Consider the following 26,124-nt stretch of genomic DNA (forward strand, 5'->3'; position numbering starts at 1 on the left):
GCACACCGATAAAAATTTTGAGCTTTGCCTTTTCATGATTGATTTCAAATTAAAACTTAAGCACATCTTAGCTTTTGCGTTATTAACTCTTGCCATTATGATCGCCAGTATCCAACCTTTAGAAATGGAAGCGTATATCCTCCATCAAATTGGCACTGCGTTTATGCTGATCGTGCTGCTCGTTTTCCTTTATAAAATAGGGCTAAGTTTCGCAACTGTTTGCCTGTATCTTGGCTTTTTATTGATTCATGTCATCGGTGCCCATTATTTATATTCTTATGTACCTTATTCTGAATGGACACAAACTCTATTCGGTTTCAACCTTGACCAAAGCATGGGATGGACGCGGAATATGTATGATCGGCTTGTACATCTTGCCTATGGATTGCTGCTCTATCCGTTCTTTTATCGCATATTTCAAATCTGGCTACCGCAATTAAAAGCCGGAACACTCTTTTTATTGGTCGTACAATTCGTCATGGCGACCAGTTTATTTTATGAATGGATCGAATGGCTGATTGCCATTGGCTTATCACCAGAAGAAGCTGAAAATTATAATGGGCAACAAGGTGATATTTGGGATGCGCATAAAGATATGCTGCTCGCAACACTCGGTGCGATGATCACTGGCGGCATTTTATATTTCAATCAGAAAAAATCTTAAATAAAAAAGCACTCATCAGAGTGCTTTTTATCGCTATATTCATGAATGGATGTATTAATTATTAATAGAGTGGTAGCACATTTAAGGATTGATCTAACGGATCTAATGTGCCCCATGCTGTTTGGAACGCTGCATTCGAAACTGCTGTCCCACCCGATACAGGATTGATAGACGCATTTAAATAAGATGAATCATCTGATATTACATCAAGAGCATTGTTTGGCTCTTGATTGCTCAATAAGCTGTTCAAATCGATTTGATCATCAGAAATAAAAGAGCTTGTTTCATTTAAGCCAAAGCTCGAAACACTGTGCTGCGCAAGTACATCAAACACACTATTATCATCTGTTAACATTGATGCCTGATCATGTAATTCAACCGAAGCCTGTTCTTCTGACATCAAGAATAAACTCGCTTTGGCAACTGTCATCGCTTCAACGGTAAAATCAAATGCAGAGCTTTTGGCACTGGTATTTCCAGCCAGATCCGTTTGGGTAAAACTATAGCTATACTTACCTGCCGCTAAGTCAGATTCTGGTGTATACAACCATTTTCCACTGGTATCTGCTTTGACGGTTGCCACTGCGACTCCATTTTTATAAATGGTAATCGTGGCATTGGCCTCACCTTTGCCTTCAAAACTTGGGGTTGAATCTTGAGTGCTCTCCCCCTGTTTAATGGTGAGCTTTGTAGTCTCGCGATCATCATACACAATCGTTAATGTCGGCGCGGATGGCGCAATGGTGTCCTTTGTCCCAATCACTTGCGTGCTCTTTGAGCTATTGCCAGCCGCATCTGTCGCAGTCACTTGGACAACATTATTATCTGTTATTGCGCTGCTTAATTTCACCGTATAGCGACCATCGTCGCCTACAGTTGCAGTACCAAGCGTATTTCCTGCACTGTTTTTAATGGTAATTTTGGCACCTATTTCAGCGCTTCCTGACACCTCTGTACCATCTGTATTGATTGTTGCTGTTGGCGCGACGGGTGCCGTATTATCCGTTCCAGCACTGACATTTAAAGGTACCGATTGATTGCCTGCTGCATCAACCACAATAATGGTTGTCTTATTACTATCCGACAGTGCTGGGGACAATGTCAGTTTAAATTGACCATTGGCATCTACCGTAGTGGTAGCAATGACTTGTAAATTTGCATCTAAGATTTGAATGGTGCTATTGGCTTCGGCAGTACCAACCAGTTCAGTTCCGGCTTTATTCACTTCAATCTTCGGTTGATCAGGTCGAAGCGTATCTTTGCCCATCTCAACTGACTGCGCTTCAGATTTGTTGCCAGCTTTATCTTCTACGATAACTTTAGCCGTCTCACCCGCTTCTAAAGTATCACTTAATGTAATGGAGAAATTGCCATCACTTGCCGCCGTCACAGGCCCACCTAAAAGTGTTGTGCCATCTGCAGCATAAATATAAACTTTTGCACCCGCTTCGGCAGAACCTGAGACAAACTTACCGCTTTCATCCACTTGTGCATTTGCTGCGTCTGGTACAATCGTATCTTTACTACCCGTCAATATCGTCGATTGTGAACTATTTCCCGCCTTGTCTTTAGCGTACAAAATCACGCGATTGCCGTCTGTAATCGGGTCATCTAAAGTAATTTTATAGTTGCCATCAGCATCTGCTTTAGATTGACCAATCGTATTACCTTTCGCATCTACGATATAAACTGTTGCACCAGCTTCCGCCTTACCGGACACGACTTTTCCGTCACTATCAAAACTTCCAGTTGGCGTACTTGGCGCTGTTTTGTCATTGCTAGAGGATTTATCATCTTCTTTGTCAAATGCCAATAGATATACAGCTTCTGCACCTAAGATCGCCAATCCTGCTTTAAGTAGTGATGGCGAACCATCATCTTCACTTGCAACTTCCGTAGCTTGAGCAGGTGTTGTCACCTGATTTAACTGTGTCGATGCAGATAAAGGCTGCGCAAATTCATTCACTGAACGATAGCTCACCGTTTTGCCATCGACATCCATTTCGACTAGCTCAAATTGCTCTGGCCCACTATGTAAAACCAAAGAATTATCAGAGCCAAAGTCATCTGTATAAAAATGATCAATCACGATTTTTTGACCATTTTTCAGGGTAATCACACATTGATTTCCGACCCGATGGATCGACTGAATATCGGCTGGCTTGAGTTCTAACTGAATAACAGACGGTTGAGATATTTGTATTTTTGTGGCCTGAGTTTCTTTTAAAATCGTTTGATCTTTCTTTGATATCACGACAATTTTTGTCATTTCGCCCTCAGTGTTATTATGTAGTAAACATCTAATAAATAATTAGTTAAGTACCTTATCAAATTGGTGCTGAACAGACAAACCATTCTGGATGTTAATTCATCAGAATTATTTTTATTTAATTTTTCACCTTAAATTCTACGCCAATAACAGCGGTTTCTATGGTTCTATCCATTATAATATTTTAGATTCAGCCAAGTTTGGATAATCAAAATTATCAAAGTATTTATAAATGATTGCTGTTTATTAGCCGCGCTTGCTGCAATTTTCAAAGTAGCGTCATTTAGCATAAAAAAAAGCCCACCAAGGTGGGCTTTAAATACTTCATAACAAAAAAATTTTAGAGTTTTGGATCACGCAACTGCACGAGACTCGAATTGGCTTTGCTCAATGACTCCATCACTTTAGACATGACTGCAGGAACCAATGAGTCCGCAATTTGCGCTGCTTGTAAGCCTAACTTCTCACCAAGGGTTGGCTTTTTGCGGGTTTCAATCATATATACATCATGTTGTGGCATGAGACTTAACAGATATTCATCTGACGTTTGGAGCTTATCGACTAGATTAAGATCAATGGCATCTTGACCATACCAATGCTCACCAGTTGCAACTTTATCGACATTGAGCTGAGGACGGTATTTTTCAACAAAGTGTTTAAACAAGTTATGGGTTTGCTGTAACTCTTCTTCAAATTTGGCTTTACCTTCAGCCGTATTTTCACCAAACATCGTTACGGTACGTTTGAACTGACCCGCGGTATACAGTTCAAAATCGATATGTTTTTCTTTCAATAAACGGTTAAAGTTCGGCACTTGTGCAACCACACCAATCGAACCCACCACAGCAAATGGTGCTGAAACGATTTCATTTGCAATGCAGGCCATCATATAGCCACCGCTTGCAGCAACTTTATCCACACAAATGGTTAAGTTAAATCCAGCATCACGTAAACGTACCAATTGTGCAGCAGCTAGACCATAGCCATGCACCATCCCGCCCGGACTTTCTAAACGTAAAACTACGCGGTCGCGCCCAGCTTTTGCAGTCGCTAAAATCAGGGTAATTTCTTCACGTAGACTTGTCACCGCAGATGCAGCGGTATCACCATTAAAATCGATCACATAAATTTTTTGGTTATTCTTTTTACGTGCGCGCGCTTCTTTTGATAATTGTTGGCTTAGTTGCAGCAGCTCAAGTTTAGATGCAGTGGTTTGCGCAATTTTTTTTCGTTGTTCATTAATACGTGCATTTAAGTGGCTTACACGAATTTCCGCAGGCAACTTGGGATTATGAAATAGCATAAAATTGAAACTCATTTAATTCATATTTATGTTGTATAACATGTGGGTTGCATCACAAAAATTCAATCTATTTTTTGAAAATAATTCTCATTGAGCCAAATTGAGTATTTTATTTCTATCAAGACTTTTTGACCTAATTATTGACTTCATAAAAAAAGAGCCTTTCGGCTCTTTTTTAGACAGACTAGATTAGCCAAAACGACCAGTAATATAGGCTTCTGTAAGCTGATGATCCGGTTGGGTAAAGACTTTTTCAGTGGAATTCACTTCAATCAAATCTCCCAAATGGAAATAAGCAGTACGATCAGATACACGCGCTGCTTGCTGCATCGAGTGTGTCACAATCGCAATGGTATATTGCGCTGAAAGTTCAGTGATGAGTTCTTCTACTTTTGCTGTTGCAATCGGATCGAGTGCTGAACAGGGTTCATCCATCAAAATCACTTCAGGACTGACTGCAATGGTTCGCGCAATACAAAGACGTTGCTGTTGACCACCTGAAAGCCCCGTACCCGGTTGGCTCAAACGATCTTTCACTTCATCCCAAAGCCCTGCTTTACGTAGGCTATTTTCAACAATTTCTTCCATGTCGTATTTGTCACGTGCCAATCCATGCAGTTTAGGACCATAAGCGACATTGTCAAAAATTGACTTTGGGAATGGGTTCGGCTTTTGGAAAACCATACCCACTTGGGCACGAAGTAACACCACATCAAGATTTGGATCATAGATATCTTGATTATCCATGAGCACTTGCCCTGTCACACGACAAGAATCAATCGTGTCATTCATACGGTTGAGCGTACGTAGAAACGTTGACTTACCACAACCAGACGGTCCAATAAAAGCGATCACTTCATTTTCATAAATGTTCAGATCAATGCCTTTGATCGCTTCAGATTCGCCATAGTACACATGCACATCATTGGTACTGATTTTCACATTGGTCGATTTCGCATCTTTTTTCGCGCTAGATTGCGTATCGAATTGTGACACAAACGCAGTATTTGTTTGCTTTTGGCTGCCCTGAGCAGAGGTAAATTGTGTTTGTTCTGGATTCACGGACTTATCCTGATCTAAGGAATTCTTTTCTGTTGTAACGATGCTATTCATATAATGCCCTCAATTACCAGCGTACTTCAAATTTCTTACGTAACCAGATCGCTAAACTGTTTAAGCCGATCATGAGAGCAAGAAGTACAATGATTGCTGCTGCGGTACGCCCTTCAAAGAAGTTACGTAGTTCGTTACCTTGCCAAAGGAAAATTTGTACAGGTAATGCAGTGGATTGATCTAAAGGAGTGGCTGGTACACTTGCCACAAAGGCACTCATACCAATCAATAATAATGGAGCAGTTTCACCTAGCGCTTGCGCAACACCAATAATGGCACCAGTTAAAATACCCGGTAATGCCAGTGGCAAGACATGGTGAAATACAGTTTGTAAACGTGATGCACCCAAACCTAAAGCGGCTTGACGAATCGATGGCGGGACAGCTTTGAGTGAAGCACGTGTGGTAATAATGACTGTTGGAAGTGTCATCAAACTTAAGACCAAACCACCAACCACAGGTGCCGAAAGCGGCATATGCATCCAACCAATAAAGATCGCAGCACCAAGCAAACCAAAGACAATCGAAGGAACTGCTGCTAGGTTGTTAATGTTGACTTCGACAACATCGGTAATCCAGTTTTTAGGTGCAAATTCTTCTAAGTAAATTGCGGATGCTACACCGATTGGAATCGAAATAATGATCACGATCAGCATCATGAAGAGTGAACCCATAAACGCCCCTGCTAAACCTGAAGTTGCAGGTGAGCTACGAGAGTCTGGATTTTTAAATATTTCAGTATTAAATGAGTTAGTAATCACACCGTCAGCTTTGAGTTTATCTGCGAGTTGGCGTACTTCTGGGCTCAATTGTTGCTGTTCATCAGATAAACTACGGTCAATATTACCTGCTAACCAGACATCGACATTAGCATCTGCAAGGATTTTTAAATCTTGTTTTTGGCCAATCAATGATGGATCTGCCATAACCATGTCACGTAAGCGATAAGCTTCTGAACTGGTATATAAACTGTTGAGATCATCACGTTGAGAAGCAATCGCTGGATCTTTTGCAATGATCCCATTCACGATCAATGCATCCCAATCCACCATGCCCATTTCAGTTTGCCAAGCAATATAACGCTCTTGGAACTGTGCAGGAGATTCACCTTCTTTTTGAACCGGTTTCGCTCCTACATTGACGATACTTGGATCAAAAAACACAGGCACCGTCATCGAGCTTTGCCAGAATGCTGGTAAGCCTTTGGCTAAAATACTGCCAAACAATAGCACGACGAACAATAAGCCAGTCACTACTGCACTAAAGCCCAAGACACGGAAGGTATTTTCTTTACGGTGTCTTTTCGCCAATGAGTTTTCAATGATTTTCTTACGTTTTTCACGAAGCTCTGCGGCTGCGTGCGGATCAAAGGTTTGATCCATATTTGATGTATTCGTCGTACTCATTCGTATTGCTCACGGTATTTACGCACAATGTACAGTGCAACAATATTCAGACCTAAAGTAATCACAAACAGTGTTAAACCGAGTGCAAAAGCAACCAATGCTTGAGGACTCGCAAAGTCTGTATCACCTGTTAATTGGTTTACGATGGTAATGGTGACGGTAGACACCGCTTCGAGTGGGTTGATATGCAGTAAAGGACTATTCCCTGCTGCAAGCACCACAATCATGGTTTCACCAATCGCACGAGATGCTGCCAATAAGAATGCACCGATGATGCCCGGCAATGCGGCTGGAATCACTACTTGGCGAATGGTTTCTGATTTTGTCGCACCCAAACCGAGTGAACCGTCACGAAGCGCGCGAGGCACTTGGGTAATGATGTCGTCAGATAATGATGAAACGAATGGGATAATCATAATCCCCATCACAAAACCTGCTGTTAAAGCACTGGTTGCATTAATATCGAGTCCGATATATGCGCCGAGCTGTTTTGCAAAGGGTCCAATAATCATTAAGGCAAATACACCGTAAACGATGGTTGGAATACCTGCGAGAACTTCAATGGCCGGTTTTGCCCAAGCACGGAAACTTGGCTTTGCATATTCAGCTAAGTAAATCGCAATCATCAGACCAACTGGAACAGCAACCAATAGCGCAATTCCACTAACCATGAGTGTGCCCCAAAGGAGTGGCAGCAAACCATAACTACCTTCAGCATTCCCTGATGTACTAAAACCGGGGTTCCATTCAGTGCCTAAGAAGAAATCTAGTGGACTGACAAAACTAAAGAAACGCATGGCTTCACTGAACATCGACATCACAATGCCAACTGTTGTCAGGATTGCGACACCCGAACACAGTGCCAATGCAATATTAATGACTTTTTCGACTTGGTTACGTGCACGATATTTTTCTGCGATGCGGCGTTTAGCCATGACTAAACCAATCAATGCCGCACAAATCACAACGGCCAATTTTGCATATGAGCCGATGTTTTCAATTTTCTTTAACTGTTCTGCTGCTGCAAGTTCATATGCAGCTGGTGTATCACTTACCCCAAAACCAGAAGCAATCGCTTGAACGCGGTCAACCATTACGCTCGTGCTTGCAGGATCTAAACTTAAACGAATATTTTCAGGGACATTATTTAAAATAACGTGTTGAAAAATACTCGGTTCAACCAAGTTCCAAACAATCAAGATTAGAAAAGCGGGAATCCCACACCATAAAGCGACCAAAACACCATAATAGCCCGGTCGTGAATGCAACATTGCTGAGTTATTGCCTTTACCTGCAAGTTTGCGACTTTTAGTCAGTCCAACTTGATAAGCGATTGCAATAATTGCGAGCAACACACCAATAAGTAGCAGATTCATGTAATCTCCACTGTTTTTTCAAAAGCCCTTCTTGAAAAAACTGTTTCTTTGCAAAAAGCCAATGGCAGGTCAATCCTGCCATTGGCTGTTTCAATCCAATTATTTAACTGCTTTACCAGCTTTAAAGTTTGCAAGAACTGCAGCGCGTTCTTTATCAGACATTGAAATTAAGCCTGCTTTTTCAAGCTTAGAACCTTTACCTGATACTTTTTTGCTTAGGAAGAATTCTGTGAACTCTTTTAAGCCTTTAATTGATTTTAAGTGCTCGCCTTTTACGTAGAAGAACAATGGACGAGATACTGGGTATGAACCATTTAAAATCGTCTTCTCAGAAGGTGCAACGTTATTAACTGTTGCTACACGTAGTTTGTCACGGTTTTGGTCATAGAAACCTAGACCGAATACGCCTACCGCGTTAGGTGAAGTTTTTAAGCGTGCCAATGTTTCTGTATAGTCGCCTGCGATTTCAATCACACGACCATCTTTACGGAATGTTGAACATGCTTTTTTCTGAGCATCTTTATCTAATTTTGCGAAAGCTTCATAAGTTTCACAGCCAGCATCGACCATTTTTTCTTGGAACACTTCACGTGTACCGTGGTTTGATGCAGGAATAACTAAAGTGATTGCTTCGTTTGGTAAAGTTGGGTCGATTTGATTCCAACGAGTGTATGGGTTTGGAACCAATTTACCTTTAGATGGTAGTTCTGCAGCGAGCGCAGCAAATACGTGCTGTGGGCGAAGTTTGAATGCCGCTTTTTTCGCATTTGAAGCAAATACGATACCGTCATATCCAACTTTAATTTCTAAGATTTGGTTAACGCCAGCTTTTTTACATGCAGCCAATTCAGTATCTTTAATTTTACGAGATGCGTTTGCAACGTCAATTGTGTTGTCGCCAACACCATTACAGAATTGTTTCAAACCACCTGAAGTACCGCCTGAACCTACGACAGGTGCTTTAAATTGTGGGAATGTATTACCAAACTCTTCTGCAACAATACTTGCATAAGGCAGTACAGTTGAAGAACCAGCAATTTGGATCGTGTCACGAGCTGCATTTGCAGTTGTAGCGACTGTTGCCCCAGTAGTGAGTACCATAGCAAGTGCGATATGATTTAAGCGCATTCTCATCTCTCTTAATTGATGCATTTATTGGAGTACGCCACTTTTGTTTTTAAAGTCTTGTACTTTTTCGATATCTGCATTTTGATTTTAGAGTATGACAGTTAGGTTACATCTTTATGACGCTTTTATGATAATTGATGATTGCACATTGATTTAAATATAATTCTTTATTTTTCAACATGTAATGAAATTTATCAAAGTATTGGTCTTAGTTATTTCTACTTTGTTATTCGTAAGAATTCATGTCCTTGTCATATTTTGTCTTATTTTCTTTTTTCAAATTCCCCTCTTTTGCTGAATGACGCACATTTGCATGTTCGATTTTTTATTTCCTCGTATTCCAATAATTGAAATTTCATTACGTTTTTAGTTCGCTCAATATGCAAGTTTACATAAAAACAGAGCCTAAAATGACCAGTAAAGCCAATGCGACATTTAATCCGGACTTGCCTGTGCATATGACTTTTGAAGAACATGACTGGCACTTACTTGCAGAATATTGGTATCCCATTGCACTCGCTCGAGACATTACAGAACAGCCTTATGGCACCATGCTTTTAGATATGCCGCTCGTCATTTATAAAATGGGAGATGAACCGATTGTCGCTAAAGATGCCTGCCCTCACCGCGGCGTCCCACTCAGCTTAGGCAAGAATGATGGTCAAGGCGTTGTCTGCCGCTATCATGGCTTACGCTTTGGTGAACACGGGCATTGCAATCGCATCCCTGCACATCCTGAGCACAAAATTTCACCTCGTTTCAACTTGCGCACTTATGCCGCTGTTGAGCGCTATGGACTGATATGGTGCTCACTTACTGCCGCTAAAGATGCTACGCCTAATATTCCTATCATGCCATATTGGGATGAAGCCGAGTTTCAGCAGCTGGTGTGCCCAACAGTGGATTTTCAATGTTTTGCAGGCCGGCAGCTCGAAGGCTTTATTGATGTGGCGCATTTTGCCTGGGTACATCCCGATACGTTTGGCGACCCTGAAAATGTAGAAGTGCCAGACTATAAAACCATTGAGACAGCAACAGGATTTAATGCAGATTATTGGAGCAGTGTCGGGCGCTATCCGATTGGTTTAGAACAGCGCGGACAAGACGGCTTTCAATGGCTGCGCCATTTTGAGATTCATCTACCCTTTACTGCAACGCTCACCATACATTTTCCAAACGACAGCAAGCAAGTGATTATGAATGCGGCTTCACCGATGACCGCCCGCTCTACTCGCCTATTTGCGCCCATTTGCCGTAATTATGACAAGGACTTGCCTATAGAAGATGCTTACGACTTTAACCTGAAAATATTTGAGGAAGACCGCTTGGTGTCCGAATCGCAAAAGCCTGAATATTTGCCTTTGGATTTAAGCATCGAAGCGCATTTCCCGGCGGACCGCAGTTCGAGTATGTACCGCAAACTGCTGCGTAAGAAAGGTTTTAGTCCATTGTTTGCGGCTTAAGAAATATCATCTCTTTTTAAACATGTACAACCGCGATTAATCGATGAAATTCACCCTACCTCAACCGCATGCGCTACGCTCCCCCCAAATGGAGAAGGAACTGCCGAGACTAATTTTAAGGCATACGTAATATCAGTAGATTTTATTAAATTAATTGCAAAATCAATTTTAACAATCAGATTTTTCATTACGATCAGATCACATGACAAGCGGCATAGATGCCGCAAAGCAGCACTGAGGGATAGGACATCCCTTCAATGCTGCAAAGGATTTTTGTTACTTTTCATCCCTGAAAAGTAAGGGATTTTTCATAATCTAATTTCTGTTCCCAATAATCTCGAACCACAGCAACCACTTCGAATAAAAACCTATGTTTTAAAGAATTGTCGTTTACTTCCTTTTCGTATTCAAAGTTGATACATACGTAATTTGACTCCCCAAACATGCTCCCAAATCCTCCCACAAACAAACCCTCATTTTGCTCCGATTTTATTTGATGGGTGGAACGAATCGATTTTGGAATAATTTTATCGTTTGTAGATATTCTCAATAAACCATGCTTAGTTGCATTACAAACATCTCTAATTAATGCAGCATCAGGACACAACTCGTATATTTCATCTTTCAATATTGATTCAGTAATAAACCACTTTTCATGCTGATCTAAATAAATAGCCCAATAATCTCTCATATGATCTAAGACAATAGCTGCTATTCTGCCTTTGCGAATATCGTGTTTATTTTCAAGAAATTCTTGTACAGTCGATTTTACAATATTTTCATAATAATCAAATATATAATCTTTTTTATCCATATCTTCCACTTATAATTCTTAACTAAAGAAAGTATTTCATAAATTCAATAAAAAAGGAGCTCTTACGAGCTCCTTCTTCTACAACTAGCAAAAGACTATTAGTCAATTGCAGGTGTATATGTACCATCAGCGATTGGGCCTTTGATACGATCCGCTTCTGCAAGCACAAGAGCAAGCAAATTCTTCACGTTATCTAAAGTCGCTACTGGGCTTAAAGTCGTCATTTTCAAAGATTGAACTTGACCTACTTTAGTTACACCAATATTCGCTTCACCACGAGCAAATAATTCATCTGCTACGTTTTGGTTCAATGTATCTAACAATTCTGCTGGGTAACCTGCTGGTACTACACGGAACAATACCGATGCAAATTGCGGATCAACCAGCATTTCTAGACCGTCAGTTGCATTGATATAATCTGCAACATCACGTGTAAGACCTACACCATGATCGATCATCGAACCGTAAAGCTCTTCACCTAGCGCTTCAACCGTCATCCACAATTTCAACGCGTCAAAACGGCGAGTTGTTTGTAGTGACTTAGACACCAAGTTAGGAACGCCATGCTCTTCATCATAAGCAGAGTTTAAGTACTCAGCTTCATAATGCATGAAACGATAGTTCGCTTCATCTTTAAGCAAGAATGCGCCACATGAAATCGTTTGGAAGTAATGCTTATGGAAATCAAGCGTTACCGAGTCAGACAGTTCAATACCGTCTAACATTGAACGATAATCATTAGAAAGAATCAGTGCACCACCCCATGCTGCATCGATATGCATCCACGCGCCATATTTGTTGGTGATTGCACGCACTTCTTTCAATGGGTCAATTGCGCCTGCATCGGTTGTACCCGCAGTTGCAACTACACATGCGACGATTTTACCTTCAGCTTGAAGGTGCGCCATAGTTTTCTCAAGTGCGTCCATATCCATGCGTGCATTTGCATCTACAGGAACAGTGACAACAGATTGGAAACCCATACCCATCATGGCCATGTTCTTTTGCACAGAGAAGTGTGCATTTTCAGAACAGATCACTTTTACGTTACGCATTGCTTCCGCAGGTACGCCATCACGCTGAACAGACCACGGGTTACCGTTTTCGTCTTTCCAGTTTTTAGCAATACATGCATCACGTGCAAGCAAAACGCCCATCAAGTTAGACTGCGTACCGCCAGAGGTGAATACACCTGCTTGACCTGCACCATAGCCAACTTTTTGGCGAAGCCAGTCAATTAACTGAACTTCCATCAATGAACCTGCAGGGCTTTGATCCCATGAGTCCATAGATTGGTTAGTCGCGTTAATGAGCACTTCAGCGATTTGGCTTGTTACCATTGTTGGGCAATGCAAATGCGCTAAAGAATGCGGGTGATGTACTTTTAAGCTTTTGTTTAAGAACAGCTCAACCATACGGTCTAGTGATTTTTGTACACCCATACCTTCTTTAGAAGGATTGAATGCAATTGCACTGCGAAGCTCTTTAATGCTGCCGCCGGTGTACATTTTGTCATTTTGCAACCATGCAGAAACGGCTTTCACCGCTTCGCCCATTGCTGACTGATAGTCAGCAATGGATTGTGCATCATTGCAGAATAACGCTTTACGATGTTCTGCAAAATCTACCATGACTTATGCGCCTCGAGTTGCAACAAGTGCTTCAGCAAGTGCTTTCTTGAAGCGAACGATCACTTCTTCACATTCAGCTTGATTGATGATCAATGGGCAAAGTAAACGAATGACTGTACCGTTACGGCCACCTTTTTCTAACAACAATTTGTTGTTGAAACATGCTGCTTGAATTGCTGCTGCCAATTGAGAATCACCTGGTAAAGAACCCATGTGATCTGCTTTTTGACGTTCATCAACAATTTCAACACCAATCATCAAACCACGGCCACGTACGTTACCGATACATGGGAATTCTACCGCTAATTTTTTAATTTCAGCTTGTAAGAAGTCGCCACGCTCTTGTGCATTTTGCGCAAGATTTTGTTCTTTAATGGTTTTGATTGTTGCAAGACCAGTACCCATAGCAAGTTGGTTACCACGGAATGTACCCGTGTGACCCGCTGGTTGCCATGCGTCAAACTTACGTTTAATACCCAATACTGCAAGTGGTAAGCTACCACCAACTGCTTTAGACATTACAACGACGTCAGGCTCAATACCTGCATGTTCAAAGGCAAACATTTTACCTGAACGTGCAAAGCCCGCTTGTACTTCATCAAGAATCAACACAATGTTGTGCTTTTCAGTCACTTCGCGGATTTTCTTTAACCATTTTACAGGTGCAGTCACCACACCGCCTTCACCTTGGATTGCTTCCAAGATTACAGCTGCAGGTTTCGTTACACCGCTTTCTACGTCTTCAATGAAGTTTTCGAAATAATACGTTAATGCATCAACACCCGCTTCACCACCAATGCCTAATGGGCAACGGTATTCATGCGGATACGGCATAAATTGAACACCCGGCATTAAGCCGTTCACAGCGTTCTTCGCAGACAAGTTACCTGTCATTGCTAAAGAACCGTGAGTCATACCATGGTAACCACCTGAGAAGCTGATTACTGAACTACGACCAGTGTAAGTTTTTGCTAATTTAATTGCTGCTTCTGTACCATCTGCACCAGATGGGCCACAGAACTGTAGACAATACTCTTCTTTACCACCAGGTAATTGCTCAAGTAGTGCTTCAGTAAAAGCATCTTTTAAAGGCGTTGTTAAATCCAAAGTATGCAATGGGAGGCCACTTGCAAGTGTGTCTTGGATACTTTGAATTACCGCAGGATGATTATGGCCTAATGCCAATGTTCCTGCCCCAGCTAAACAATCGAGGTACTCTGTACCTTCAACATCAGTAACCCAACAACCTAAAGCTTTTGCTATCGCAAGTGGAAGTTTACGCGGATAGCTACGAACATTGGATTCCATCTGGCTTTGGCGAGTCAAATAGTATTCGTTAGTAGAATTAGTGGCAGGGTTTACAGAAGAAACGCTCATATCGAATTACCATCTCTGATATGGGTTGAAAGAAATAAGTCGGGTGACTTGCGGTCCTTTGACTCGGTGCTTTATGAGTTTCTAGTTAGCTTTAAAAGCTCTTTGAGTATGGGCTAACTAGGAGGCGGATGATACAGACTTTTTCAAGAAAATAAATCACTTTTATGATCAAATAAAAAGATAATTTAGAGAAAAAACAGATCTATTCCATGGATATCCTGAATTATCATCTTACAGTGTGACAAAACAAAGAAAACCTTTTTATTTTATGCTTTTTTACAACTTATGAATGATTATTGTAATCTTCAATTATTTAAACAACTAAGTAATTATTATTTAAAGTAATATTCATCAAGCACTGCATTTATTTTTCTTGAAAGATTTACAATCCCACCACAGATTTTCCTTTAATCCATCACAATCCCCTTTTAAGATAAGAGCATAAGCTAAATTAGTCATTCTGAAAGAAGAATAGGTCATAACAATGCGTAAAATTATCTTATATACTGTTTTATTAGCATCCGGTTTAGGTTTGGCAGCAGCAACTCAAGCAGCCGACCCACTCAATTACAACATCGTGAACATTCAAGCGGATGCCACTCGCCAAGTGTCGAATGACCAAATGCATGCCGTTTTATATATTGAAAAATCAAATAAACAGCCGGCTGAACTTGCTACCCAAATCAACCAATTGATGACCCAAGCGGTGAACACAGCCCGTAAATACCCTGCGGTAAAAATCGAAACGGGGTCTCAAAGCACCTACCCGATTTATGACAATGACAGTCGTAAATTGAAAGAATGGCGTGGTCGTGCCGAAGTGCGTTTAGAAAGTACAGACTTTAAAGCAGCTAGCCAATTGGTGAGCGAGTTACAACAAAATTTCCAAACGGAATCAATCAGTTTCAGCATTTCAGATGCGCAACGTAAAAAAGTTGAAAATGAACTCATGGTTGAAGCATCCAAAAACTTTCAACAACGTGCCCAAGCGCTCGCTCAGGCATGGAATAAATCAGGCTACAACTTGGTGAATATTAATTTAAATACCAGCAATTATGGTGGTCAGCCAGTTCCGCGTATGGCTATGATGAAAGCTGCAAGTGCCGATGCTATTCCTGAACAAGAAATGGCTGGTGGTGAATCTAAAATCACGGTCAGTGCAAATGGCTCTATCCAGTTCAAATAATTAAATTCACTTTAAGAAACCGTGCTTTAGCGCGGTTTTTTGATTATAAATTCCACCTATTCTTTATTTAAATTAAAAAGTCTATTAGCTTAATCAAATTCATAGTTTTAAATGATAATCATCCTTATTTAAATTTATCGCACGCAAGATTATGATACGCGCTCTCTCTCCATTGCTCACACTTTTATGTATAGTTCAAGCAAAAAATCTCTAAAGCTTCAAAATTTCCCGCTATTACCGCTGAGTATTGCCGTAGGTATAAGCATGGTTGCCACTTTGGCTTCAGCTGCTGAAAATACAGAGATAGCGCAAGCAGATGTTTTGCCAACCATCACCATTGAAACTCAAGGGAACTGGCTGGAAAACGCCAATGAAAAAAAGGTGCAAAAGCATGCCGGTGCGCGGACCATCATTGACCGTAAACGCTTAAACGAAAGCGCAGCAACATCTCTTAAAGATGCGTTACGCCAAGTTCCTGGTGTTCAGGCTCAAGAAAATAATGGTACTGGCGGTAGCGATGTTTCATTAAATATTGGCGTTCGAGGATTAACCTCTCGCCTCTCTCCACGTTCAACTGTGTTGATCGATGGCATCCCAATGTCATTTGCACCGTATGGCCAACCACAGCTTTCGATGGCGCCTGTTTCGTTAGGCAATATAGAATCTGTTGATGTAGTCCGTGGTGCAGGTTCTGTCCGTTTTGGGCCGCAAAATGTCGGCGGTATTATCAACTTTGCCACACGTAGCATTCCTGAAGACTTTAAAGGTACCGTGGCATTAAACTCTGAATATGCAACTGGTACAGATCAGGTAAAATTAAGTCCTAGTCTGTTTGTTGGTGGAACATTAGATAATGGTTTAGGTCTTGCCTTGCTTTATTCAGGCACTAAAGGCAACAGTTATCGTGAAGCGAACAATAAAAATGACATTGATGATGTCATGTTAAAAACCGCTTATGACATCACTGATCAGGATAAAATCGCATTAAATTTCCATCATTACGATGGTACAGGTGAAATGCCTGAAGGTTTAAGCGCTGCTGAATTCGAAGTAAATCCATATCAAACGTCGCATTATCGTGACTTTTTCACTGGCCGTCGTTCAGATGTATCACTGCGTTATACACATAAAGATGACACGAACAACTTTGAACTTTTAAGTTATTACATCGATTCATTCCGTACCAGCAACCTTGAATCCACCTTAGCCAATGGCAATCATCGCTTAGATACTTCACCACGTGATTATAAAGTCTTTGCCATTGAGCCACGTTATTCACGTAGCTATAGCTTAGGAAGTACGCTGAATGAAGTGACCGTCGGTTACCGTTATATGGACGAAGAGAGCACCGAGTTCGCAGGCCGTACTGAATACGCAGCAGATGCAGAACCCGGTCAGTTTATAGCACGTACCCGTAGTGCGGGTGGCACCAAAGCGCATGCTGCTTATATCGATAACCGTATAGAACTAGGTAAATGGAATATTACACCCGGTGTTCGTTTTGAATCGATTGATACCCAAAACAGTTTTAGTGCCTATAAAAATGGCGTATTACAAAATACTGTTCATCCATCGATCCAATCAGACGAATTTTTACCAAGTTTAGCTGTCCTGTATAAAGCAACTGACCATTGGAATTTCTTTGCCAATGCCGGTGTCTCTTTTGGTCCACAGCAATATAACCAGTTAGCAACAACGCAAGGCACTACAGCGGTCACCACCTTAGATGGCTTACATCCTGAAAAATCTAATAACTATGAAATTGGTACCAAATATTTAGGCAATGGTTTGAGTGCTGAATTGACTGCGTTTTATCTAGATTTTGACAAAGAACTAATTTTAGAACGTGATGCTGCAAACAATGGCATTTGGACTGACCTCGGTGCTACAAGTCATAAAGGGATCGAAACCGGTTTTAGCTATGACTTTGGACATTTAGCTGACAATCTCGAAGGCTTAAAAGCCTATGGTAATTACACCTATACCAAAGCAGTTGCTGAAGCAGGTAACTTTAAAGGTAAAGATTTGCCCTTCTATTCACAAAATGTCGCAAACTTTGGCTTAGGCTATAAATACGATGCTTGGTCAATCAATGCCGACATGTATGCACAATCTAAACAACGTGCCCCAGGTAACCAAGATTCGGGGATCTACCAAACTGAAGAAACGGCAAATGGTAAACTAGGCGATATTCCAGGCTATTCAACTTTTGCTGTACGTACAGGCTATGACTTTGGTGGTTCGTTACAAGGAGTTAAAGTTGCTGCTGGTATTAAGAATGTCTTTGATAAACAGTATTTCACCCGTTCATCAGATGCAACAGGTGGTAAATATATTGGTCAGCCACGTACTTTCTTTTTACAAACTTCATTCGACTTTTAAACTGATCTAAATATAAAAATCCCACCAAGTGTGGGATTTTTATTGAAGAATACATATGGACATCCATATATTCATATGTAAAGATATATGCAAATCCATATATACAGATAAACATGGAACAGACTGAATTTTTCAAATTACTTGCAGATGAGACTCGTCTGAACATCATCATGCTGTTGGCATGTAAAGGTGAACTCTGCGTCTGCGAACTCACTGAGTCCCTTGAATTAAGCCAACCTAAAATTTCGCGTCATTTGGCATTACTGCGTTCTTCAGGTGTGCTGAGTGATCAACGTAAAGGTCAATGGGTCTATTACTCCATTCACCCTGCACTGCCTACTTGGTGCACACAAATACTCGATGTCATGCGTCACCAAGAACGATTTAAAGACCTCGATTTAAATTCCCCAAAAAACACGACAACAATGTGTGAAACACTATGAATTTTTTATTTCTATGTACTGGCAATAGCTGCCGCAGCATTTTATCCGAAGTACTTTTTAACCAGCGTGCCCCTGAAGGTTTCCATGCCTATAGCGCAGGTAGTAAACCTTCAGGGCATGTCCACCCGTTTACCTTAAAAACCCTGCACAACCTCAATCTACCGACTGAAGGCTTGTCGAGTAAAACCATCGCAGCATGTGAACAATACCAACCCGATGTGGTAATTACCGTCTGTGGTTCTGCCGCTCAAGAAGCTTGCCCAATTTACTTAGGCTCTGCCATCAAAGCACACTGGGGCTTAGAAGATCCCTCCCATTTAGAGCTTGCAGATGACATAAAACTTGCAGCATTTCTTGATACCGTGGCGCATATTAACCGCCGTTTAGATGCTTTATTTGCACTCGATTTTAAGCAATTAAGTCGTGATGAGCTCAACCAAGAAATCCAAAAAATTTCAGAGATCCAATAATGGCTGCTGCAAAACTGTCATTTCTAGACCGCAATCTAACGCTATGGATTTTTATCGCAATGGGGCTAGGCATTGCGATTGGCGTGTATGTTCCTAGTGCTTCAAGAGCTTTAAATCAACTCAATATCGGTGATGTCAATATTGCGATTGCCATTGGTTTAATCCTGATGATGTATCCACCTTTGGCGAAAGTGGATTACAAAGCGCTGCCTGAAGTGTTTAAAGACAAACGCACCCTATACCTTTCACTGCTTCAAAATTGGTTAATCGCGCCTTGCCTGATGTTTATTTTGGCGATCGTGTTTTTACAACACTACCCTGAATACATGACCGGTTTGATTCTGATTGGTTTAGCACGTTGCATTGCAATGGTTCTGGTTTGGAATGATCTCGCTTGTGGGGACAACCAATACGTTGCGGCTTTAGTGGCATTTAACAGTATTTTCCAAATTGCATTTTTTAGTACCTACGCATGGTTCTTTTTGAGTTTTTTACCGCCATATTTTGGTATAGAAGCACAAGTGATCCAAGTCAGCTTTTGGACCATCACACATGCAGTATTGGTGTATTTAGGTATTCCCTTCCTGCTCGGTTTCCTGACGCGTGCAATATTGGTAAAACAAAAAGGTCTGGCTTGGTATAAAAATCAATTTATACCTAAGATCAGCCCCATCAGTTTAATCGCATTACTCTTTACCATTGTGGTGATGTTTAGCCTCAAAGGTGCAGATGTCGTGAGCCTTCCGATGGATGTATTGCGTATTGCCATTCCCCTCACGATCTACTTTGTGGTGATGTTTTTCCTTAGCTTTTTGATGAGCAAATGGATGGGTAATAATTACGCCAAAACCACTGCCATATCCTTTACAGCAGCAGGTAATAATTTTGAACTTGCACTCGCTGTTGCCATCGCCACCTTTGGTATTGCATCTCCGATTGCATTTACTACGATTATTGGCCCATTGGTTGAAGTCCCTGTGCTTATTGCATTAGTGAGTGTATCGCTATGGTTAAAACGCAAATGGTATAAAGAGAACTAAAATGCAGCTCCCCAATATTCAACTAGATTTACTTGAAACACCGCGTTTTGAGCAAGTTCAAGCTAAAGCACTTGAACATCCGCCACGCATCCTGCTGCTATATGGCTCCAACCGTGAACGCTCATTTAGCCGCTTAACGGTATTGGAAGCGGGTCGAATCCTTGAACATTTTGGTGCAGAAGTCAAAATCTTTCATCCTAAAGGTCTTCCTCTGCCTGAAGATGCTGAAACCTCCCATCCCAAAGTTCAAGAATTACATGAATTACTTGCATGGTCTGAAGGCATGGTTTGGTGTTCGCCAGAACGACATGGTGCGATGAGTTCTATCTTGAAAGCACAAATTGATTGGATTCCTTTAGCCGCAGGTGCCATTCGTGCTACTCAAGGTAAAACTCTAGCGTTAATGCAAGTCAGTGGCGGTTCGCAATCCTTCAATGCTGTTAACCAAATGCGAATCCTTGGGCGTTGGATGCGGATGATCACAATTCCAAATCAATCTTCCGTTGCGAAAGCTTTTTTAGAGTTTGATGACAATGACCGCATGAAACCTTCCTCCTATTACACTCGCATTGTCGATGTAATGGAGGAACTATATAAATTTACCCTACTCACACGTGGTCAATCTGCCTACCTCACAGATCGCTATTCTGAACGAGTTGAAAGTGCGGAAGAACTCTCTAAACGGGTTAATCAAAAGAACCTTTAACGAAAAAACTCCTGCATCTGTGCAGGAGTTTTAGTCTAAAAATTTCATCAACTTTAACTTAAGCCAATAATTTATAAAATAATGTCGTTGAATCTATTGTACCCGTATGGCTCAATGCAAATTGCGGAATGATCCCGGCTTTTATAAAGTTAAATTTTTCATACAGCTTTTCAGAGACATCGCCTGTACGCGTATCAAGTACGAGTAATTTCAAGTTCAAGTGTTTTGCTCGATCTTCTGCAAGTGTTAATAGTCGGTGAGCAATGCCTTGCTGACGAACCTTTGGATGCACCATAAGTTTTTCAATCTCAGCACGATGCAGCGCATTGGCTTTGGTGGCACGAACCAATTGCACTGTGCCCACAACTTCACCGCTATGCAGCGCTACCCACAAAAAGGTTTTATGCTTTTGAATATCCTTTGCCACAGCAGACCAATATTCATCATAGTGCGACTTAGATTCTTCTGCTAAAAAACCCAGTGATGCACCATCTTGCACACATTGTGCCAATAATTCACACAGTTGAGCCTGCTCATCTTTTAGATCTTGAATGTTTAAATATTGAATTTCGCTCATCTTCTTTTCCTCTTATTTCTATTTTTATCGTTATATATTCAAATGACATGCCATAAAAAATCCCGCTCGGAAGCAGGATTTTGATCTTTCAATTTAGTAAATTGACATATGATTGCGATGGATCATTTCAAGTGATCGGGCTTCCCCTAAAACTTGATGAACTTTATCTGAGGCCAAACCTTTAACAATTTCTGCTGAACGTGAACTAAAGTTCACACGGCCGACGGCAACACGATGACCTTGTGTATCGACACATTCCACCACATCGCCACGTTCAAAATGCCCTTCAACCGCTTTCACACCGACAGGTAATAAGCTGCGGTGATTATCACGAATGGCTTTGACTGCACCATCATCAATTACTAAACGACCAGCTGTTTGTAAATGTGCAGCTAACCATTGTTGATGGGCTGTGACACGGTCATTATCCGTAATAAATAAGGTACCGAGTAATTCACCTGCCATCACACGTGAAAGCACATTATCGCTATCACCGCTCGCAATCACTGTTGGACAACCTGACTTGGCTGCCAAACGTGCCGCACGAACTTTGGTCAACATACCGCCACGACCGAATTTACCGCCGCCGCCAGCCATATCGAATAATGATTCATCCATTGCACGTACTGTATGGAACAGTTTTGCGTCTGGGTTCGAACGAGGGTCAGAGTCAAACATGCCTTCTTGGTCAGTTAGAATCACCAAGAGGTCTGCATGAACCTGTCCAGCCACCATCGCAGCCAAAGTATCGTTATCGCCAAAGCGGATTTCGTCAGTCGACACTGTGTCATTTTCATTGATTACAGGAATCACACGCCAATCAATCAAATGCTGCAAGGCATCACAAGAGTTCAAATAGCGACGACGGTCTGCCAAGTCATCATGCGTTAACAAAACTTGCGCTGTGCGAATCGAACGTTGTTCTAATACACTAGACCAAGTATGAATTAAGCCCATCTGACCAATGGCAGCACAAGCCTGTAGACTGGGTAGATCTGTGGGTCGGTTGTCCAAATTCATACGAACCATCCCTTCAGCCACAGCACCGGAAGACACAAGAATGATCTCGTGTCCTGCATTGTGTAGTTCTGCAATTTGTCCCGCCCAATGCGAGATTGCATCCAGATCTAACCCTTTTCCGTTTGCTGTGAGTAGTGATGATCCGATTTTAACAACGATACGTTTACAACCCTTGAGCTGACGTTGCCCATCTACCACTTCTATCATCTTGTCCTCAGACTTGTTTGCTTTGACACTTATTCAGCAATTAACGTACGTAGTACGACTCTGCCTCATCATCACCGTCTTCAAATTCATCATCAAAGTCTTCACCTTGACCTGCCAGACGTTGTTGACGACGCATTTCACGATATGCTTCTTTCGCAGCAAGTGTTTGCTCACGTGTTTCAGCTTCAAGCTGATCACGGAATGCTTTAACTTCTGCAGCATATTCAGGATCTTCAGTTTCGCGTTCGCGCTGTTCTTCAATTTGATCCATCAGGTAGTACACAACGTCTTTAGTACCTTCAAACGTTAAACCTGAAGTTTTGAATACAGGGCCTTTCCACTGTAACTCTTCGAGAATGTGATCACACCATTCATCACGCGTTTCAGCCGCCAATTGGTCTACTTTATTGAGTACCAATACAACAGGTAATTTTGAAAGTGTTGGGGAGAATTTTTTCAACTCTTCCAAAATTGCTTTTGCATTATACGCAGGGTCAGAACCATCAATCGGTTGAACATCTACGATGTGCAATAAAATACGTGTACGTGCCAAGTGTTTCAAGAATCGAATACCTAGACCTGCACCTTCTGCAGCCCCTTCGATTAGACCAGGAATATCCGCCATTACAAATGAACGGTGACTATCGGCATCAACCACACCTAGATTTGGCACCATAGTGGTAAATGGATAATCTGCAACTTTTGGTTTTGCTGCTGAAACTGCACGGATAAAGGTTGATTTACCCGCATTTGGCATACCCAACAAACCAACGTCTGCGAGTACTTTTAATTCAAGACGAATTTCACGATATTCGCCTTTTGAGCCGTGTGTACATTTACGTGGAGAACGGTTTGTTGAAGATTTGAAGTGAGTATTACCCAAACCACCTTCACCACCTGCTGCCACTAACACACGCTGACCGTCAGCCACTAAGTCGCCGATGATATCGCCAGATTCTGTATCTACAATTGTTGTGCCCACTGGAACGAGCAATACGGTATCTTCACCGCCACGGCCTGAGCAGTTCGCTCCACGACCATTTTTAGCACGTTCTGCACGGAATTTACGTGTATAACGATAATCTACTAGGGTACTTGTGTCGTTGTCGGCTTGAACGTATACGTTACCGCCACGACCACCATCACCACCATCTGGACCACCAAATGGTACGAATTTTTCACGGCGAAAACTGGCTACGCCATTGCCACCGTCGCCAGCCTCTACGGTAATGACTGCTTCATCAACAAAGCGCATGTTTGCCAATCCTCTAAAAACTTTAAAACCGCTTATTCTGCCATATTTTAAAGAATTTCTCGAACAATATTATTCAGCAATACTATAAATTTCATTCATCTTGGTGCTGATGCAAATTTTTAGGAAAATCCGCACCTCGTTCGAAAATCTTTAGCTCATCATCAAATTACCTTTGATAAATGGCAAATGAATTTCACTCCCCATTTCTGAAAGCTATTTACGTGCATTTTCCTTGGCTTCAATAATTTCAGGCAATGTTCGTTCAACCCAACCAATCAGATGCATTAACTTTTCTGCAGCCTGCGAGCCCATTAAAGTCAGTTGATATTCAACTTTGGGTGGCACGACTGGATAGACTGTCCGTAAGATAAAACCATCTTGATCGAGCATTTTCAGCGTTTGAGCCAGCATCTTTTCACTCACCCCTTCGATCCGCTGCTTAAGTTCACTAAAACGGTGTACCCCTTCAGTCAAACAACGCAAAACTAATACTGACCATTTATTGGTGAGATGTTCCAATATTTCTCGAGATGGACAATCCGTGGATAAAACTTGACCTAATAATTTACTTGTAGCGTATGTGTTCATTAAATCTTTCCTCAAAGTCACTAACTTACTTTTTGGTACGTACTTACATTTAGTAAGTTAACAGATTAATATTCAACCATCAAGATCATTTATTCAACAATCAGAGGGTTTAAATATGAAAATCGCAATTACAGGTGCAACAGGTCAACTGGGCCAATTGGTCCTTCAATTTTTATTGAAAGAAACTGCAGCCGACAACATCATCGCTTTAGTTCGCTCACCAGAAAAAGCAGCATCCCTACAAGCTCAAGGCATCGAACTTCGTCATTTTGACTATGATCAACCAGATACACTAGTTCCAGCACTACAAGGTGTCGATAAATTATTACTCATTTCTGCCAATGAAATTGGTCGTCGTACTCCACAACACAAAGCCGTAATTAATGCTGCTGTAGATGCGAAAGTTCCATATATTGCTTATACAAGCCTGTTACGTGCAGATACGTCACCATTGGGTTTATCTCAAGAACATCGTGAAACAGAAAGTTTGATTCAAGCTAGTGGTTTAACCTATACCTTCTTACGAAATAACTGGTATGTCGAAAACTATCTTGCCGCTGCTGAGCATGTGGTGGAAACAGGTACCTTATTTGGTGCAGCAAAGGATGGAAAAATTAATGCAGCGACCCGTGCTGACTATGCCGAAGCTGCTGCAAAAGTGCTTACAAGCGCTGGTCATGAGAATAAAACCTATGAACTTGCAAGCTCAGACAGTTTCACCTTGGCACAGCTTGCTGAAACCCTACAGCAAGTTTCAGGTCAAAATGTCCACTATCAAAATCTAACAGCAGAAGACTACACGCAAGGTCTATTACAAGCTGGCTTACCTGCTGGACTTGTAGATGTTATCGTCGATGCCGATATCAATAGCATTGACGGTGCGATGCAAAGTGATCGTAAGGACTTGGAACAGTTACTCGGTCACCCAACTACTTCTCTACGTAGTGCTGTTGAAGCTGCTTTAAAATAAGATCGAACCATAAAAATGCCCGAATTGATTCGGGCTTTTTTTTATTTGAATTTCGCTTAGGGATGTACATTTTTTATCGGCAAATCCATGTTCATATCTAAATTTGCCTTGGTATTACGCTCTGCGTTATACATCGTGGCATTAAAGGTTGCAATTTTTCGCATGGTCATCGGGTCATTAAGTTTTAGCTGTGGTGCAAACTGATGTACCACATGCAAATCGACTTTTTCATTAAACTCAAAATACACAGGGCCATTAAAATTAATTCGAATAGGAATGTTATAGGTTCTTTTCAAATGAAAAGGCACATCTAACTTGACAGGAATGTCCATTTTTAACGGAAATTTCGGCACGAGTTTATTTTTAATCACCAAATCTGTGGTCGCCTCAAGCGGCATCGTCTGGTTAATTTGAATATTGGTGGAATAATCAATATCCACAGAGATCGGAACCTCTACACTAAACTGCAAATCTGCCAGATATTTTCCCTTTAAGGGGAGTTGCAGCTTCCGATCTAAAGCAATCTGCGTATCCAACGTCCCTATGGACTGCGTTTGCAAATAATTGCCAACGGAAATTTTGGTGGGTAGTGAATGCGACAATTGAATATCTGCATTTTTTGCACGTACTTGCATCGACGCATAAATATTTAAATACAACCAAAATAGCACCGCAACCAATAATGCAACTGCGATAAAACTTAAAATGATGCGCTTCGCCGATTGAAATATCCACAT

23 protein-coding genes are annotated in these 26,124 nt (G+C 41.4%); 9 read left to right on the plus strand and 14 right to left on the minus strand.

The features are described from left to right. The first annotated feature begins 34 nt into the window (after positions 1-34). On the plus strand, positions 35-664 hold the full coding sequence (locus B1202_RS08730; RefSeq protein WP_078190184.1) for a DUF2238 domain-containing protein: 630 nt from the start codon (positions 35-37) through the stop codon (positions 662-664). A 61-nt stretch (positions 665-725) separates the two neighbouring features. Here B1202_RS08730 and B1202_RS08735 read toward each other — a convergent pair whose 3' ends face one another. From B1202_RS08735 to B1202_RS08760, 6 genes are all read right to left on the minus strand, one after another. Next, on the minus strand, positions 726-2,933 hold the full coding sequence (locus B1202_RS08735) for an Ig-like domain-containing protein (RefSeq protein WP_078190185.1): 2,208 nt from the start codon (positions 2,931-2,933) through the stop codon (positions 726-728). Between the two features lie 340 nt (positions 2,934-3,273). Next, entirely contained in the window at positions 3,274-4,236 is a 963-nt protein-coding gene (gene sohB / locus B1202_RS08740; RefSeq protein ID WP_078190186.1) for a protease SohB, read from the minus strand. Between the two features lie 189 nt (positions 4,237-4,425). Continuing rightward, positions 4,426-5,349 (minus strand): phosphate ABC transporter ATP-binding protein PstB, encoded by a 924-nt coding sequence (gene pstB / locus B1202_RS08745; protein ID WP_078190187.1) that lies wholly within the window; start codon positions 5,347-5,349, stop codon positions 4,426-4,428. 13 nt (positions 5,350-5,362) lie between these two features. Further along, positions 5,363-6,754, minus strand: a complete 1,392-nt coding sequence (gene pstA, locus B1202_RS08750; RefSeq protein WP_078190188.1) for a phosphate ABC transporter permease PstA — start codon at positions 6,752-6,754, stop codon at positions 5,363-5,365. Beyond that, entirely contained in the window at positions 6,751-8,130 is a 1,380-nt protein-coding gene (pstC, locus tag B1202_RS08755) for a phosphate ABC transporter permease subunit PstC (protein WP_078190189.1), read from the minus strand. The genes pstA and pstC overlap by 4 nt, the downstream gene beginning before the upstream one ends. Before the next feature lie 99 nt (positions 8,131-8,229). After that, positions 8,230-9,258: a substrate-binding domain-containing protein gene (locus B1202_RS08760; protein WP_078190190.1), complete on the minus strand. Its 1,029-nt coding sequence runs from the start codon at positions 9,256-9,258 to the stop codon at positions 8,230-8,232. A gap of 410 nt (positions 9,259-9,668) precedes the next feature. On the opposite strand from B1202_RS08760, the gene B1202_RS08765 reads away from it, so the two are divergent. Beyond that, positions 9,669-10,721: a Rieske 2Fe-2S domain-containing protein gene (locus tag B1202_RS08765; protein WP_078190191.1), complete on the plus strand. Its 1,053-nt coding sequence runs from the start codon at positions 9,669-9,671 to the stop codon at positions 10,719-10,721. A 283-nt stretch (positions 10,722-11,004) separates the two neighbouring features. On the opposite strand, the gene B1202_RS08770 is transcribed toward B1202_RS08765, so the two are convergent. The 3 genes from B1202_RS08770 to B1202_RS08780 all read right to left on the minus strand — a co-directional run bounded on the left by B1202_RS08770 (position 11,005) and on the right by B1202_RS08780 (position 14,543). Beyond that, positions 11,005-11,544 carry a hypothetical protein gene (locus tag B1202_RS08770; protein WP_228145150.1) on the minus strand — a complete coding sequence of 180 codons (540 nt, stop codon included), beginning with the start codon at positions 11,542-11,544 and terminating at the stop codon, positions 11,005-11,007. Positions 11,545-11,633: 89 nt separating this feature from the next. Further along, the gene (locus tag B1202_RS08775; RefSeq protein ID WP_078190192.1) at positions 11,634-13,166 is read right to left on the minus strand and encodes a pyridoxal phosphate-dependent decarboxylase family protein; all 1,533 of its coding nucleotides are present in this window, start codon (positions 13,164-13,166) and stop codon (positions 11,634-11,636) included. Positions 13,167-13,169: 3 nt separating this feature from the next. Continuing rightward, the gene (locus B1202_RS08780) at positions 13,170-14,543 is read right to left on the minus strand and encodes a diaminobutyrate--2-oxoglutarate transaminase (RefSeq protein ID WP_078190193.1); all 1,374 of its coding nucleotides are present in this window, start codon (positions 14,541-14,543) and stop codon (positions 13,170-13,172) included. A gap of 484 nt (positions 14,544-15,027) precedes the next feature. Between B1202_RS08780 and B1202_RS08785 the strand changes: the two genes are divergently transcribed. The 6 genes from B1202_RS08785 (at position 15,028) to arsH (ending at position 20,770) form a co-directional block, all read left to right on the plus strand. Continuing rightward, positions 15,028-15,729, plus strand: a complete 702-nt coding sequence (locus B1202_RS08785; protein ID WP_078190194.1) for an SIMPL domain-containing protein — start codon at positions 15,028-15,030, stop codon at positions 15,727-15,729. A gap of 264 nt (positions 15,730-15,993) precedes the next feature. Further along, positions 15,994-18,111 (plus strand): TonB-dependent siderophore receptor, encoded by a 2,118-nt coding sequence (locus tag B1202_RS08790; protein ID WP_228145151.1) that lies wholly within the window; start codon positions 15,994-15,996, stop codon positions 18,109-18,111. A 113-nt stretch (positions 18,112-18,224) separates the two neighbouring features. Next, positions 18,225-18,554, plus strand: coding sequence for a metalloregulator ArsR/SmtB family transcription factor (locus B1202_RS08795; protein WP_078190196.1), 330 nt, complete (start codon positions 18,225-18,227; stop codon positions 18,552-18,554). Beyond that, positions 18,551-19,024: an arsenate reductase ArsC gene (locus B1202_RS08800; RefSeq protein WP_078190197.1), complete on the plus strand. Its 474-nt coding sequence runs from the start codon at positions 18,551-18,553 to the stop codon at positions 19,022-19,024. Before B1202_RS08795 ends, B1202_RS08800 begins: the two co-directional genes overlap by 4 nt. Next, positions 19,024-20,064 carry an ACR3 family arsenite efflux transporter gene (gene arsB, locus B1202_RS08805; RefSeq protein ID WP_078190198.1) on the plus strand — a complete coding sequence of 347 codons (1,041 nt, stop codon included), beginning with the start codon at positions 19,024-19,026 and terminating at the stop codon, positions 20,062-20,064. Before B1202_RS08800 ends, arsB begins: the two co-directional genes overlap by 1 nt. Position 20,065: 1 nt before the next feature. Next, positions 20,066-20,770 carry an arsenical resistance protein ArsH gene (gene arsH, locus B1202_RS08810; protein ID WP_078190200.1) on the plus strand — a complete coding sequence of 235 codons (705 nt, stop codon included), beginning with the start codon at positions 20,066-20,068 and terminating at the stop codon, positions 20,768-20,770. A 58-nt stretch (positions 20,771-20,828) separates the two neighbouring features. On the opposite strand, the gene B1202_RS08815 is transcribed toward arsH, so the two are convergent. From B1202_RS08815 to B1202_RS08830, 4 genes are all read right to left on the minus strand, one after another. Continuing rightward, positions 20,829-21,347, minus strand: coding sequence for a GNAT family N-acetyltransferase (locus tag B1202_RS08815; RefSeq protein WP_078190201.1), 519 nt, complete (start codon positions 21,345-21,347; stop codon positions 20,829-20,831). A gap of 93 nt (positions 21,348-21,440) precedes the next feature. Then, positions 21,441-22,574 (minus strand): glutamate 5-kinase, encoded by a 1,134-nt coding sequence (gene proB, locus B1202_RS08820; protein ID WP_078190202.1) that lies wholly within the window; start codon positions 22,572-22,574, stop codon positions 21,441-21,443. Between the two features lie 40 nt (positions 22,575-22,614). Continuing rightward, complete coding sequence (gene cgtA / locus B1202_RS08825; protein WP_078190204.1) at positions 22,615-23,829, minus strand: Obg family GTPase CgtA; 1,215 nt, start codon at positions 23,827-23,829, stop codon at positions 22,615-22,617. A 213-nt stretch (positions 23,830-24,042) separates the two neighbouring features. After that, positions 24,043-24,417: a winged helix-turn-helix transcriptional regulator gene (locus tag B1202_RS08830; protein WP_078190205.1), complete on the minus strand. Its 375-nt coding sequence runs from the start codon at positions 24,415-24,417 to the stop codon at positions 24,043-24,045. 115 nt (positions 24,418-24,532) lie between these two features. Between B1202_RS08830 and B1202_RS08835 the strand changes: the two genes are divergently transcribed. After that, positions 24,533-25,387, plus strand: a complete 855-nt coding sequence (locus B1202_RS08835) for an SDR family oxidoreductase (RefSeq protein WP_078190207.1) — start codon at positions 24,533-24,535, stop codon at positions 25,385-25,387. Positions 25,388-25,443: 56 nt separating this feature from the next. Here B1202_RS08835 and B1202_RS08840 read toward each other — a convergent pair whose 3' ends face one another. After that, complete coding sequence (locus tag B1202_RS08840) at positions 25,444-26,124, minus strand: hypothetical protein (protein WP_078190209.1); 681 nt, start codon at positions 26,122-26,124, stop codon at positions 25,444-25,446.

It is taken from the genome of Acinetobacter amyesii (genome assembly GCF_002018365.1).
GTDB lineage: Bacteria > Pseudomonadota > Gammaproteobacteria > Pseudomonadales > Moraxellaceae > Acinetobacter > Acinetobacter amyesii.